This window comes from Endozoicomonas sp. Z74 (genome assembly GCF_057680865.1).
The window spans coordinates 15,491-30,303 of sequence record NZ_JBLYZI010000006.1; the positions used below are offsets into that span (position 1 = coordinate 15,491).

Annotated in this window: 8 protein-coding genes; 3 read left to right on the top strand and 5 right to left on the bottom strand. The window is 52.9% G+C overall.

What is annotated here, in order from left to right; translation table 11 throughout:
* Positions 1–15 precede the first annotated feature (15 nt).
* From ACNRUY_RS02750 to pilG, 5 genes are all read right to left on the bottom strand, one after another.
* Positions 16–6,255, bottom strand: a complete 6,240-nt coding sequence (locus tag ACNRUY_RS02750) for a hybrid sensor histidine kinase/response regulator (protein ID WP_488110110.1) — start codon at positions 6,253–6,255, stop codon at positions 16–18.
* Positions 6,256–6,300: 45 nt separating this feature from the next.
* On the bottom strand, positions 6,301–8,277 hold the full coding sequence (locus ACNRUY_RS02755) for a methyl-accepting chemotaxis protein (protein ID WP_488110167.1): 1,977 nt from the start codon (positions 8,275–8,277) through the stop codon (positions 6,301–6,303).
* A gap of 141 nt (positions 8,278–8,418) precedes the next feature.
* A complete protein-coding gene (locus ACNRUY_RS02760; RefSeq protein ID WP_488110111.1) occupies positions 8,419–8,976 on the bottom strand; it encodes a chemotaxis protein CheW in 558 nt (185 codons plus the stop codon).
* A gap of 155 nt (positions 8,977–9,131) precedes the next feature.
* Positions 9,132–9,506, bottom strand: a complete 375-nt coding sequence (pilH, locus tag ACNRUY_RS02765; RefSeq protein WP_488110112.1) for a twitching motility response regulator PilH — start codon at positions 9,504–9,506, stop codon at positions 9,132–9,134.
* 97 nt (positions 9,507–9,603) lie between these two features.
* On the bottom strand, positions 9,604–10,002 hold the full coding sequence (pilG, locus tag ACNRUY_RS02770) for a twitching motility response regulator PilG (RefSeq protein ID WP_488110113.1): 399 nt from the start codon (positions 10,000–10,002) through the stop codon (positions 9,604–9,606).
* A gap of 252 nt (positions 10,003–10,254) precedes the next feature.
* Between pilG and ACNRUY_RS02775 the strand changes: the two genes are divergently transcribed.
* The 3 genes from ACNRUY_RS02775 (at position 10,255) to ptsP (ending at position 14,802) form a co-directional block, all read left to right on the top strand.
* Positions 10,255–11,571, top strand: coding sequence for a TolC family outer membrane protein (locus tag ACNRUY_RS02775; protein ID WP_488110114.1), 1,317 nt, complete (start codon positions 10,255–10,257; stop codon positions 11,569–11,571).
* Positions 11,572–11,852: 281 nt separating this feature from the next.
* Positions 11,853–12,149 (top strand): PTS fructose transporter subunit IIB, encoded by a 297-nt coding sequence (locus ACNRUY_RS02780; protein WP_488110115.1) that lies wholly within the window; start codon positions 11,853–11,855, stop codon positions 12,147–12,149.
* Positions 12,150–12,258: 109 nt separating this feature from the next.
* Entirely contained in the window at positions 12,259–14,802 is a 2,544-nt protein-coding gene (gene ptsP, locus ACNRUY_RS02785) for a phosphoenolpyruvate--protein phosphotransferase (RefSeq protein ID WP_488110116.1), read from the top strand.
* Positions 14,803–14,813: the final 11 nt, after the last annotated feature.

Sequence of the window (14,813 nt, forward strand, 5' to 3'; positions counted from 1 at the left end):
CCCGGTTTTATAGGCTTAAGGCTGCTCGACTGTGATCAGCTTTTCAATGGTTTCCAGTAGCAGTCCTTCCTGGAAAGGTTTGCCGATGTATTCGTTAACCCCCAGTCCAAATGCCCTGTTACGATGTTTTTCACCGGTCCGTGAGGTAATCATGATAATGGGCATATCCTTCAGTTCCGGGTCATTTCGAATGGCACTGGCTACCTCAAATCCATCCATTTTAGGCATTTCGATATCCAGCAGGATAATATCGGGCCTCTGTTCCGACAGCTGATTCATTGCTTCCACACCATCTCGGGCAGCACTGACTTCGTAACCCTGGCGAACGAGAAGACGACTGGTGACTTTTCGTACCGTGACTGAGTCGTCCACCACCAGAACCCGTGTGGCCTGCTCGATGGCATCCAGTTCTACTTTTTCAGTGCTGTCCGGTGTTGAGATCTGGTATTTGCGATAAAGGGCGGCTGGGTCAATAATCACCACCACCCGGCCATCACCCAGGATGGTTGCGCCGTTCACGCCGGCCAGTCCGGCAAACTGAATGCCGAGGCTCTTGGTGATGATCTCTCTGCTGCCAATAATGCTATCTACCTGTACCGCCAGGTTTTCGCTGCCACGCTGAACCAGTACCACGGGGCATTGTTCATCGGCAAATCGTGGAGTGCCAGAGTTCAAAAGCTGTCCCATGTAGATGACCTGGTGCTCAGTGCCATTGCCATAGACCAGTGGGGATCCACTTTCATAGCAGTCCTTCAGCAAAGAGGCGGAAATCATGGAAATGCCATCAATGGCGTGCATGGGCAGTGCATAGAGGCTGCTGCCCACTTCCACCATCAGCGCCCGGTTGATGGATAGAGTGAAAGGTAACCGCAAAGAAAAACGGGTGCCTTTATCGGCCTCGGAATGAATCTGAATGCTGCCACCGAGCTGATGGACTTCGCTATTGACCACATCCAGTCCGACACCACGCCCGGAAATATGAGAGACATGGTCGGCGGTGCTGAAGCCGGATTCCATAATGAGCCCGATGGCATCCTGGTCACTGATCTGGGTGTCCGGCGAAATCAGATTCTGTTCCAGTGCTTTGACCTTAACGGCCTCGGTGTTAATGCCACGACCGTCGTCTGAGAGATCAACCAGTACATCGGCACCGTCCCGGCTGATGGACAGTTCTATTTGGCCCTGTTCGGGTTTGCCAAGCTTCAGGCGCTCTTCTGCAGAGTCTTCAATACCGTGGCTGATGGCATTACGCAGCATGTGCTCAAGAGGAGCAAGAATACGCTCGAGCATGGTACGGTCCATCTCACCTTCTGCGTTGGTTACCACCAGTTCAACGGGTTTATCCAGATCAGAAGACACCTGGCGGACAATTTTACGCAGCCTGGGTACCAGTCGGCTGAAAGACACCATACGGGCTTTCATTAACTGTTCCTGGAGTTCAATCTGAGTTCGCGACTGCTGCAGGAGAAGGGATTCCGTGTCCCTGCTTTTTTCCTGCAATGCTTCACGAAGGTCCATAAGGTCGGAAGCAGACTCAACCAGGGAGTGGGATAACTGGGTCAGCTCTGAATACTGGTCCATTTCCAGGGGGTCAAAATCGGGGTTTTCCCCAAGGTCTCCCTGGTGACGGGACAGAATCTGGGTCTGGGTCTCAATGTCCAGTCGGCGCAGCTGCTCTTTTACCCGGATGATGGTGGTGTTCATTTCATCCAGCGTTTTAACGGCATCCGCAGTGTGCTGTTCAATCCGGGAGCGGTTAATGCTGGCTTCACCCGCCAGGTTGATCAGGGTTTCCAGCAGGTCAGAGGGGACTCTGACCATTTCACTGTTCTGGTGTTGTGCACCTGACTGACCGGCAGTTGAAGCCTTAAGAGCAGGCGATGCTTTAGGGGTAACCGCTGAGGTGAGTGTGCCCGAAGAAAGCGTTCTGGATGAAAGGGGCTTGATGCTGCGAGAGGGCAGCCATTCAGGGAATACCTTCTCGGTAGAGGCTTTGTCGCCGGTTTTTTCTCCCTTCGCTGTATCGCCAGTAACAGGGGCTTTTTGCCCTTCTGGTGTAGCCTTGCCCAGATAATCAGGCAGTGTCTCGACCTGGGGCTCTTCGAAGGAAGCGGTCGGCGGAGTCGAAGCCTTACCGGCAAGACGCCCCTGCCAGTTTTTCAGCTCTTCAAGCATCACACTGAAGTCAGGAACGGGCTGGTCGGTGCTGAGAGCCTTGAGTGCTGACTCAATGGTGTCGTGGGTTTTCTGAATCAGGGCCAGGGGGGCATCATCCGGTGGGCACCTATGGGTCGTGATGGACTCGTAGACGTCTTCCAGCCTATGACTCAGTTGTCCCAGTTCATGAAGCTCCGCCATCATGGCACCGCCTTTCAGGGTGTGCAGATGACGTTGGAGTTCATTGACAGGATCCAGATTAGCAGGCGCTTTCAGCCAGTTTTCCAGAGCCTGTGCCGAATCTTCCACCAGGTCAAAAGCTTCCTCCAGGAACAGGTGGAGAAGATCCTGGTCCAAATGCTCTTCCACCAGAATAGAGGGCTCGGGAATAGCGGGCTCTGGTTGGGTTGCGGGCGCTTCTGGAGCAAGTGATTCCACGGACACGGGTTGAGTAGAGGACTCAAGAATGATTTCCTCTTCCTCAAACGCCTGCTCATCACAGGCTTCCAGAATCATTTCCGGTTCAGATTGATCCGATTCCAGGATAATCTCTTCATCAAAATCGGAGTCCTGCTCTGCAGAGGGACTGTCCTGAAGAAGGGTTTCCAGGGCTTCACGAAGAGCGCTGAACACCTTTTGGGGCGATTCAGGGGTTTGCTGTGAAGCCACCTGGTTCATCATTTCCACCAGGGCCTCGAAGCCTTCGGTGAATGGGGTCGCCAGTGCTTCTGGCAGAACTGTTGCGTGCTTGTCCAGGTAGACACAGACATCCAGCAGTACATCACAGAGTTCAGCCATAGGGTGAAGCTGGGCTTCTGTGGCGTTTTCCGCGAGCACCCTCAGTTCGAACTTGAACCGGTCCAGTTCCTCAACAGGAATGGCGTCTACCCACTTATCCAGATAACTGACGGCATCCAGTAACAGGTCGAGATCGCTGGCAAGGAACAGAGCTGCCTGCTGCCCTACCGGTTGTTGCTCCTGGGTTTCTTCTTCCGTGAGAATGCGGCTCAGCAGTTCATCATGAAGTGCCTTGAGCCAGTTCAGGAAGCTGTCCACTTTCAGGGAGATGATGTGGGGCGGTGTCTTCAGCTGTACCAGCGCCTTTTCAATCAGGTCAACACTCTGCTCCAGCATACTGATCACCTGATTATCCGCTGGAATCAGGTGGGTCCGGAAAGCCTTGACGGTCTTCTCAATGGCGGCGATCCAGTCAGCCAGGGGCGTGATCTCTGCCATATAGGCACTGCCCTTGAGGGTATGGAGTGCCCGCTGAACCTGGTCGCTGATCTGAAGATTGCTGCCGAGGCAGTAGGAACTTTCAATAAAGGCTTTGACAACGCTGAGGTGTCCTTTAGCCTCACTTTCAAAGACTTCCAGCAGCTGTGGGTCTATTCCCGGCTCTTCCGGGGTTTCCTCTGCCAGGCTTGCACTGGAGGTTTTTTCTGCTTGCCTGGGCGCGTCTTCGGAGGGGGCTGCAACCGGCTCTTCAGGGCGTTCCTTGCTCTCGTCCACCTGGCCGAACAGCATGGCGGGTTCTTCGGCGGCACTGTTCACCTGCTCTTCAGGGACTTCAGCGACAAAGCTGATGCCTTTACCCAGTGCGTCGGCCTTTTCCATACAGAGCAGGACTTCCGGTGTCAGTTGCTGGCTGTCACTGGCAAAATCATTCACTAGCTCCGGCATTATCTCAATGCTTTCAGCGAGCAGGTCCATCACTGGATCCGACAGGTTGATGGAGCCATCAATGGCCTGGTTCAGCATATTTTCTATGGACCAGGCCAACTCACCAATGACATCGGCGCCAATCATGCGCCCACTGCCTTTTAATGTGTGAAAGGCTCTTCGAACATCATTCAGATAAATAAGGTTGGCTGTGTCCTGGCGCAGAAGCGTGAAGCTGGATTCAAGCTGATCCTGAACGTCAGCCGCTTCTTCCGCAAAGATGGCATGAAGATCCTCATCCTCTTCTGTCTCATGGACAGTAATGGGGCTTATCGCTACATTTTGGGCGGGTTCGGGAGCTGGCTCGACATCCGCCTCGATAACCGGCTCGACGGCAACAGAAGTTGGAACTTCTGGTATTAGCTGGTCTTCCAGCAGCACCGGCTCAAAGGGCGGTTCTTCAGACTGAACTTCCTCTTTCAGCCGGGGTTCTTCAGCACTGCCTGTGTCTGACTCTGTCTTCCGGGTTCTGGCCTCTTCAGGAAGAGTGACAGGGACGTACTCAATGGTGGAACCATAATCAGTGCTTTCGGATTCAGGCTTCTCTTCCCCCAGAGAGCCTGCATCCAGACTTTCGTAATGGAATTCCAGGGTGTCACTGTCAGGGCCGGGCTCCGGTTTGCCCTCCCGTTCCAATACGAAGAGGGGCTCGGCGTCTTCTGTTGTCTGTGAAACTGGCGGTGACGCCAGTACCGGCTGCCCTTGCTGAAGTTTCTCAAGGCTCTGTTGAGTAATGTCCAGTACTTTTTCAGTTTCTGCAGAGGCTCCGCAGCTGAGCTGCTCCAGATAGAACTCGATGCTTGCAAGGGTGTCCGCAAGGGCTTCCAGCTCTTCAAGGCTGGGTTTGGTGTTTTTTCCCAGCCACTGATTCTGGACATGTCGGGCACACTGGCTCACCAGTTCCGCAACACGGGTCAGGGGAATGATGGCCAGCCCACCCTGGATGGTTTGCATCAGAGGAGGCAGTTTTGCCAGAAACTCCTGATTGTGCTCATTGCCCAGGTAGTCCATCACCGAGCCTTTGGCCTGTTCCAGGTTCTGGCGCGCTTCATGAATGACCGTCTGATGGATATCGCTCATCTGTGGCGATATGGTCTGGTCTTTGACAACGGGGCGGCTCAAGCCCATGTACTGGTTCAGGCCAGCTTCTATATCCAGCATCTTGGCGGCAACATCGATCAGCTGGTTACCAATCTCATCGCCCTCCCGGGGATTATGCAGTATTCCCTGAAGTGCCTGTTGCTGGGCCAGCATAATGCTGCGAAGGTTGTTCTGGCCCAGCATGCTCAGGGTGTCGGCAATTTTCTGGCAGACGGGCAACTGCTCCTGCAGCCTGGCCTGGTTAGATTTCGGGTTAAGCAGGAAGAGGTCGAGGGTATCCTTAATGGCACTCAGCTCCTCCTTGATGGCCTGCACCACCGGTGCGGCGGCATCGTAACTCAGTAAATTACCAGTGGTGGCAGGTGGGGGAACCAGAGCTTTTTCAAGGGAGTACCGGTGCTTCAGTGAAACGATCAGGTTGTTATCGCTGCTGGCTTTGGCAATCCGGTAAAGGATTTCCCTCAGCAGGTCCTCCTGAGGCAGGTCGTTGAGTCCATTAACGCCTTTTTCCGCCAGCTGTTTCAGCTGGTGATCCATTTCCCGAAGTAAAGTGATGGCATGGCTGTCAACGGGAATGGAGCCTTCCCTCAGCCCTTCAGACAGTGCTGTGGCGGCATCCCAGAGTGGCGATATCGGGGAGCCCCAACAGAGGTTCTGAAGCTTTGCAAAAATTTTCCCGATGACTATCAGCTGATTATCGCGGTTACTGTCCCTGAGCACGCCGGCCAGGCAAAGCTGGTATTTCTGCCGGATTTTCCGAACAAGAGGCGCAAAGCCGCTGTTTTTTAATTTGCCCAGCTGTTCCGGGGGAATGGCAGCAATGGGGTTGGCAATATTGGGGGTGAAGAAGTCCATATCCGTCAGGGCGTGTTTACCCCTGAGCGCCCGCATCTCCCGGAGCAGGGTTTTCAGCAGTGCCGGGTTGTCGGTTCCGGATCTTGATGTATGGGCCAGGTACCCGGGCAGTTGCAGCATTCCTTGCATCAGCATGACCAGATGGTCCTGGAGCTGCTCCATGGATTGACCGCTTTTTTGCTGGGTCAGCAGGTTGTCCAGCAATACCAGCATCTCCCCGGTCAACAACCGGGCGCCTTTTTGCCTCAGTACTTTCAACGTACTGTGAATCTGCTGAAGCTGCCCCCGGCACTGGTTCAGGTGTCCTTCGTCTGCGGGGGACTCGGCATAACGCTCCAGATGCTGACGGGCATCGGTCAGGGTTTTTTCGATTTCCCCGATCACCCAGTCCAGACCGATGTAATCACGTTGTTCAGTCATGCCGAACTCCCGTTTTCATTCCCATGCTTTGCGTATCTTCCGATGTCAGGACTCAGTGGTTTCAGGCAGTTTGAAGCCGGAGACCGACTGACGCATTTCAACCGCCATACCAGCCAGGTCACCGATTGACCGGGCGGTGGCTTCGGTACCTGAGGAGGTCTGGATGGTGATATCCCGAATGGTGGTCATACGGTTGGAAATCTGCGACGCCGACTGGGATTGTTCCCGGGTGGTTTCGGAAATATTGCGAATCAGCCCCGCCAGGTTGTTGGAGACCTGCTCAATTTCTTCCAGTGCCACACCGGCGTCCTGGGCCAGTCTGGCACCATGAACTACTTCTGAGGTGGTTTGCTCCATGGAGATAACCGCTTCGTTGGTGTCGGTCTGGATGGTGGAGACCAGTGCCTCAATCTGCTTGGTGGCTGCAGAGACCCGTTCAGCCAGACGCTGAACTTCGTCCGCGACCACGGCAAATCCCCGGCCGGCCTCACCGGCCATGGAGGCCTGGATAGCGGCGTTCAGGGAGAGGATGTTGGTCTGGTCGGCGATTTCGTTGATCAGGGAGATGATGTCACCGATTTCCTGGGAAGATTCACCCAGGCGCTTCAGTCGCTTGGAGGTATCCTGGATCTGTTCGCGAATGGTAGTCATACCCTCAATGGTGTTTCGTACCACCAGCCCACCATTGGCGGCAATTTGTACCGAACGTTCGGCCACCTGGGCTGAATCCGAGGCGTTTGAGGATACCCGGTCGATGGACCCCGCCATATCATTGACCGACTGGGTAGCGGCACCGATTTCCTGGGCCTGGTGCTCTGAAGCCTCTGCCAGCAGTCTTGCGGTGGACTGGGTTTCCTGGGCTGCGGTGTCTACGGCCACGGCGGTCTGGTTAATGGTGTTGACCAGCAGCCGGAGCTGTTCAATAGAGAAGTTATAGGAATCCGCTATGGCGCCGGTAAAGTCTTCGGTCACACTGGCAGAAACGGTAAGGTCACCGTCACCCAGGTCGCCCATCTCATCCAACAGTCTCAAGATTGCTTTCTGGTTGGCGGCATTCTCTGCTTCCCGGGCTTCACTTTCAGCGCGGGTCTCCTCAAGGCGGCGGCGGGTTTCGTTGATAATGGAGAATGCGATCAGCACCAGCGACAGAATCGCCAGCGCACCGGAAACCAGGGTAACCAGCTCAAGGACTTTTCGTATCTGGGTTGAGGACTCAAAGGTATTGGCCAGAACCGAGGTTTGCTGCAGCAACTGCTGGGAATCGGTGAAAATGGTGTCGGAAGCGGCACGAACCTGGAACAGTTCCGGAGACGTTTCCAGAATTTCATCAACACTGCCGTCGACGAATTCAAACAGGTCGGAGATTTCAACCAGGCGGTCAATGGCCTCGTCATCGGTCACCTGACTGATGCGCATAGCTACGTTGCCTTCCAGCATGCCGCTCAATACCCGACCAAAGAGCTTGGCGTCACGGCCAAAACTGTCCGCCGCCATAATGGAGTCTTCGCCCCCTTCCAGAACTTTGGCGACACTCCGGATGATCCGCTCCGCCAGCCAGGGTTGACGCTGGGCCATGGCAATCTGATCAGAGGGAGCGTTGTTTTCCAGGAGGATTTCTACCACTTCATCGTATTCAATCTGCAGCTGGGGAATGGTTTCGCTCAGGGTACTGGCTACATCATGAAGGGAGAGAACCGTGTCTTCGGCAGAGAGAATACTGTCGGTTTCAATTTTCATTTCCGACCAGGCGGCGTTCAGGGATTCTATCTGCCGGGCCGCCGGGCTGGTGGTGGTATCAACAAAGGGCAGCACCGAGAGCCTGGCATTACTCAATGAGCTGATGTGCTGGCCAAACAGGGAGGTGGCTTCTTTCAGCAGGGGAAAGGCTTCTTCCTTACCGGATGCCGCCTCAGAGGCGTTTTTGGCGATTTGCTGGGAGAGTACCCTCAGCTCACCGGCATCGGTCAGGTGTGATTTATTGAGCTCTGACTGCTGGTCATTGTAAACAAATGCACCGGTCATGACGGACAGGGACAGTATCAGCAGTATGATCGAGGCGATGGTGGCCCGGTTTGCCTTGCCTCCCTGTTCCCTTTTCGTTTGCTTGCCTTTCATGGTTTATTCCCCGATTTCCTGATCTGAAATCAATACCCTGTTCAATTACTATTCGCTGGCGGCTGTTAGAAAACGCTCATGGGAAATGAGCTGTTCAATACTGAACACCACATACTTTTTGTCTTGTAGATAAGCGTCTTGTGAGTAACAGCCTTGAGTATAAGGATGGAGACTGTCTGGCAGGGCTGCCGGAAGCTCCTCGCTGAAACTGTTGTTTGAAAACTGCATCATTCCCTGAACTTCATCAACGACCAGCCCTACGGACAGATCTTTTCTCTCTACTACCAGGATACGGCTGGTATTACCCTGAGTTTTACGGCTGTTGCCCAGAAACTCTCCCAGATCCACGATCGGAATCAGGCGCCCACGAACATTGGCTATTCCTTTGGCCCATCGCTTAACACCAGGAAGAGGTGTTGTTTGGGGAACAGGGAGTATTTCAGATATATCACCCACCTGCACCATAAGATGCTGGCTGCCCAGCATAAAACAGACTCCGTTCCAACTGGCGGTGTCTGTTTGCGCGTCCGGTATCCGGGCACTATAGAGCGAGGCGCTCTGCTCCAGTGCTTCGAGATATTCGAAGGGGTGTACGGCGTTTGTCATTGTGCTCCTTGTCCTTCCGGTTGCCCGCAGCCCTGGCCGGATGTAAAGCCATCTGAAAGCCTGTCCTGATCCAGTCCTCGAAGACCCTTGTGAATGGGGCTCTACTGACTAGGGTATCGGTTTCAATGGGACCCAAACCGGGGTATTTCTCCGGTTCAGGCGGCTACCTCATCCAGTACGCCGTTCAGCGTTTCCAGAAGTGTGTCTTCCTTGATGGGTTTGGTCAGATAGTTTTTAGCCCCCTGGCGCATTCCCCATACCCGGTCTGTTTCCTGGTCTTTAGTGGTGACAATGATAACTGGAATATCGCTGGTGGTGTTGTCTTTGGTCAACTGTCGGGTGGCCTGGAAACCATTCAGGCCGGGCATCACGATGTCCATGAGAACGGCATCGGGCTTTTCGTCCCTGCAAAGAGCCACGCCATCAGCGCCGTTGTCTGCCGTCAATACAGTGTGACCGTGCTTTTCCAGCATGGCGCTCAGTTGATAGAGTTCCGTCGGTGAGTCGTCAACAATGAGTATTCTGGCCATAAATTCCCCCTGGTGCCGTTGGTTCTGCAGGCCATGAACCGGCACCCAGAACAGGTTTATCATTTAAAATCATGACTGTAATAATCCCCATCCGCTTCTAAACGGCCAGGGCATAGTCAGGACAATGGTCACGGATTGCACCAAACAATTCATCACGGCTGAAGGGTTTGGTGAGATAATAATCAGAACCGGCAATCCTGCCTTTTGCCCTGTCAAACAGTCCATCCTTGCTGGACAGCATAATAACGGGGATCCCCTTGAATACGCTATTGTTCTTAATCAGGGCACAGGTCTGATAGCCATCCAGACGAGGCATCATGATATCAACAAAGATGATATCAGGTTCTGATTCTGCAATCTTGGCCAGGGCATCAAACCCGTCAGTGGCCGTCACTACATTACACCCCGCTTTTTTTAAAAGCGTTTCAGCCGTTCGGCGTATGGTTTTACTGTCGTCGATGATCATGACTTTGAAGTCTTTATCATCTTCTTGCATGTCGTCCCCCTGGCAATCCAAAGCAAAAGCAGAAGGTGGTTCGCCGCCACCTTTTTCTTTTCGACCCGCTCTCGATCATTCAACCGGATACCTGGATCGCATATCCTGCTTTTTTATCATAATTTGGACATTGCTGACCAGAAATCCTGAGGGAGAGAGGGGAAGGAATTTTAAAAGCTTCTATAAAGTCTCATTAATTCCGGGCGATGTAACCCTCTAATAACGCTCCGTATACTGTGCACAGGGAAGACCATGAACCGATTTTTATTTCTGCTGACTGGAGTAATGGCAGGTTGGCTTACATGGAATATTGAGGCGAAAGCAGAGTCTCTGGAGGAAGTACTGGGGGATGCCTTGCTGGCGAACCCTCAGGCGAAGGTAGCTTTGAACCGACTGAAAGCCCGGCAGGAAGCCATTGGCAAGGCCAAGGCGGGTTTCTGGCCGAGCCTGGATGTTGCAGCGGCCATTGGGGGGCAGAGCAAAGACACGCCCAGTGATGCAGAGGATGACAAGCACACATACACCCGCAAAGAGGCCTCTTTCTCCATCAAACAGAGCCTTTTTGCAGGGTTTAATACCCTGAACAGTGTCAGGGAAGCCAAAAAGAACAGTCAGGCTGAACAGTGGCGGTTGTTTTCAACACTGGAAGAGCTGGCGCTGAAAATCATCAATGTTTATTTGAAAGTGCTTGAGAGAAGTGACCTGGTGGAGCTGGCTGAGGAAAACCTTCAGATTCATGATGAAATATTCCTGCAGATTGAACAGAGAACTCGGCAGGGGGTGGCCAGAAGTTCGGACCTGATTCAGGTGGAAGGGAGGAGAGCCAGGGCCAGCGCCAATCTGGTAAGTGCCCGGAATAATCTGCAGGATGCATTAAGTGAATACCAGGCTTTGGTAGGAGCAGAGGCTAAAGATCTGGAACATCCAGGCTACAGCCAGCTGCAACTTCCTGAAGACCTAAAAGATGCCATTAATCTGGCCTTGAAAGAGCACCCCAGCCTTAAAGCGGCGGATCTTGATATAGAGTCGGCCGAATACCTCTATTCCTCATTGAAAAGCAGTTATCTGCCAACCCTGGATGCTGAAGTTGATCGCAGCTGGAAGCACAATGCGGATGGTCAGTTGGGTGCTTACATGGACAGCTCTGCGATGGTTCGTCTTCGGTATAACCTGTTCAGTGGAGGGGGGGATAAATCCAGAATTCAGGAGAGCGCCTATCAGGCAGAAGAAAGCCGTTCACGCAGGGCACGGGTGGCCAGGGATGTGGAAGAGCGTTTGCGGATTGCCTGGGCGGCTCTGCGCTTTACGGGAGAACAGAGGGAATACCTGCTGGTGCATGAAGAGGCCAGCCGGGAAACCGTTGATGCCTACCGGGAACAGTTCAACATTGGAAAAAGAACCCTTCTGGATCTGCTGGACAGTGAAAATGAACTGTTTCAGTCCAGCAACAGCTTGACATCGGCGATCTACCAGGAAGCCTACGCTCGGTATCGGGTACTTGGGGCTACTGGTCAGCTTCTAGACAGTCTGGAGTTTGTGGTACCGGATCACTGGAAAGTGGACCGGTAGAGCCCACCTTAGAAGCTTTCCAGTCCCTGGCTTGCAGTAATCCTTGCGGGCTTTGGCCGTGTAAGTCCGCATTTTTACGTTTAAACGATCTTACTGATTTTCAGTCATAACCTTATCTTTCTTTTTGAATAGCTCCCAAAAGTCAGGATTAGTACTAGCCTTACCCTCGTTAACCCATAAAAAACCCGCAACTCAACCAGTGATTGAGTCAATTCATAATGGGTGGCAGTAGGTGATGGCCTTGGGGTTGGGGTACTCGCCAGTCCAGAGGAGTATAGAGAATGAAGATTGTTGCTGTAACAGCCTGTCCAACCGGTATTGCTCATACCTATATGGCTGCAGAAAAGCTGGCGGATGCTGCTGCGGCCCATGGTTATGACATTAAGGTTGAAACCCAGGGCGCGATGGGTATTGAGAACCCCATCACGGCCAGTGATGTGGCGGCGGCTGATGTGGCAATTTTTGCTGTAGATATTGCTATTGAGGATGAATATCGCTTTTCCAGTCTGAGGTCTATAAAAGTTCCGGTGGCTGAAGCCATCAGGAACCCTGAAGCCGTGATGGCCCAGTTGGGCTAGTTATTTCTTTCCGGTACCTCCTTTCCTTGGTGTTTATGCTTCATAGAGAACAGCGCTCCAGAGGTTCTACTTTTTCAGGGAGGGCGGACTGTTTGAGGAAGTCACAGGTATGAGTCTCAAGGAATTCCATTTCACCTGTGAGCTTACCAACGGTCTGCATGCTCGTCCTGCTACCAGTCTGGTCAGGAAAGCCCAGGTGTTTGGAGCGGATATTACTCTGCGTAATTTACGAAATGGAAGAGAGGCCAATGCCAAGAGTGTGCTGTCTCTGGTGGCAGCGGATGTTTGTTATCAGGATGTCTGTTCCGTTGTAGCGGAAGGTTCTGGAGCGTCTGAAGCACTTGCCAGGCTCAGGCACTTCCTGGTGAATGAGTTGCCTGTTGATGAGGAAACCGGGACCGATGCTGAAAGGGATTGCTGGCTGCCTCCTTCTCTCAGGCATCAGAGTCTTGATGCCTGTTACGGTCAGGGTGTCGGTGAGGGGTGGGCACAGGGGGCCCCGATATGGCTAAAGGAGTATCGTTTCCTGCCCGGTGATGACCGGCCGGTTTATTCCGGGGTTACAGGAGAAAGGCTGCGCCTGCTGGGTGCCCTGGAACAGGTTCAGCAACAATTGCATGTAGCAGTGGACGGTGCAGAGCTGATCGCTGAAAGAGAGGTGTTGAACGCGCACCTGGCTTTGTCAGGAGACTCTGACTTTCGCTCACGGCTGATTGGTCATATTGATAATGGTTTATCCGTTGCGGAAAGTATTGAAGCAACGCTGGAGCACTTTACTCAGGTGCTTGCCAGCGGAGAAAGCAGCTACCTTCGTGATCGAGTGGTGGATATCCGGGATTTATGTGACCAGGTGCTTCGGCTGTCTTATGGAAGCGGTAAATTGTACAGCCCCGATGTATTGGCCAAGAACAGCATCTGTCTTGCGGATAACCTGACGCCAGGTCAGTTTCTGTCCCTGGATAAACATTGCCTTAAAGGATTGGTGCTGCAGTCCGGGGGAAAGGCTTCGCATACTGTATTGCTGGCCAAGGCCCGTGGGATTCCTGTGGTTGTTGGTGTTGAGGGTGCCAGGGAGCTTATGGAGCGTGCCTGTGAGGTTGTTCTGGATGCAGGGCTGGGATTGCTTGTTGCAAACCCGGAAGAGCCTGTGATGCGATATTACCAGCAGGAACGACGGAAGTTGCTGAAGCAGAATGAACGCTTTCTTTCTTATACAGGACGACGGGTAACGACCTGCGATTCGGTATCCATAGAGGTGGGTGGCAACATTGCAGGGGGGGATGATGCCAGTACTGCATTTTCTCAGGGAGCAGATAGCATCGGTTTATTTCGAACTGAAATGTTATTCATGAACCGAAGCGAATTTCCTTCTGAGCAAGAGCAGCTTGAGGTTTATCTGCGTGTTGTTGAGACAGCGGGTGACCGGCCTGTTATTTTCAGAACCGTAGACTTCGGGGCTGACAAGCCTCCGGCATTTATGCCATTTACAGAGGAGCGGAACCCCTTTCTGGGTGACCGGGCTGTTCGCTTGTATCCCCGGTTTGAGGAGGGCATAAAAAAGCAGCTCAGTGCGATCCTCCAGGCCGCATCAGCGGGTTCTGTGAAACTGCTTGTGCCAATGGTGGCCACGGTAGACGAAGTGCTCTGGGTGCGGCGTAAAATTGAAGAAGTTCAGGGTGAACTGGAAAGACAGAGTAAACAGGCCGGAAGTGTTGAGTTTGGTGTGATGATCGAAGTGCCTTCCTGTGTTTTTATCATTGATCAGCTCTCCAGTTATGTGGATTTCTTCAGTATTGGAACTAATGATCTGACTCAGTATTTTGTTGCCGCTGATCGTGGCAATGAGAGAGTGAGCGCGTTATACAGCTATCTACACCCTTCTTTTATCAGAATGCTGAACCAACTGGTGGCGGATGCCCACAAGAATAACCGCTGGATTGGCATATGCGGTGATATGGCCGCAGACGTAAGGGTGTTGCCGCTGTTGCTGGGGTTGGGGGTTGATGAAGTGAGCGTGCCAGTTATTGATATTCCCAAAGTAAAAGAGCGCATCAGTCGACTGGACTCCAGCTCATGCGGGAAGCTGCTGGGACAGGTCATGGCTTGTGAAAATATCAGGGATGTGGACCGGTCATTGGCCGCATTCCGTTTTGACGCCAGGGCTCGCCCAACCTTTGATGAAAACATTATTTTGATGGATCTGGATGCCTTGACCAAAGAGGAAGTGATCAAGGCGATCGTCGATGCTCTTGATCTCGATGGCCGGATAATGGATTGCCGCCCCATTGAGGATGCCATTTGGGAGCGGGAACGAATGTACTCCACAGGGCTGGGGGCAGGTATTGCCATCCCCCATTGTAAATCAGACTCAGTGACCTGTGACTCTATTGGCATTGCCCGTTTAAAAAATCCCATTGACTGGCAGGCTGTGGATGAAAAACCGGTGGACACGGTTTTTCTATTAGCCGTGAAAAAGCCAGGTGTCTCAGAATCCATAGGCAATGACGATCCTATGAAGATTTTTGCCTGCCTGGCTCGAAGGTTACTGGATGAGACCTTTATTCAGCGACTTAGAGAATGCCTTAACACGGGTGAGCTGATCCGGCTCCTGGAGCAGGGGCTGGATCAGATGGTCTTTGATGCAGAAAAGTAATCGTTTCTTAT

Bases quoted from the DNA above. Each gene is read 5' to 3' on its own strand.
- ACNRUY_RS02750 (WP_488110110.1), bottom strand. From the start codon at position 6,255: ATGACTGAACAACGTGATTACATCGGTCTGGACTGGGTGATCGGGGAA.
- ACNRUY_RS02755 (WP_488110167.1), bottom strand. From the start codon at position 8,277: ATGACCGGTGCATTTGTTTACAATGACCAGCAGTCAGAGCTCAATAAA.
- ACNRUY_RS02760 (WP_488110111.1), bottom strand. From the start codon at position 8,976: ATGACAAACGCCGTACACCCCTTCGAATATCTCGAAGCACTGGAGCAG.
- pilH (WP_488110112.1), bottom strand. From the start codon at position 9,506: ATGGCCAGAATACTCATTGTTGACGACTCACCGACGGAACTCTATCAA.
- pilG (WP_488110113.1), bottom strand. From the start codon at position 10,002: ATGCAAGAAGATGATAAAGACTTCAAAGTCATGATCATCGACGACAGT.
- ACNRUY_RS02775 (WP_488110114.1), top strand. From the start codon at position 10,255: ATGAACCGATTTTTATTTCTGCTGACTGGAGTAATGGCAGGTTGGCTT.
- ACNRUY_RS02780 (WP_488110115.1), top strand. From the start codon at position 11,853: ATGAAGATTGTTGCTGTAACAGCCTGTCCAACCGGTATTGCTCATACC.
- ptsP (WP_488110116.1), top strand. From the start codon at position 12,259: ATGAGTCTCAAGGAATTCCATTTCACCTGTGAGCTTACCAACGGTCTG.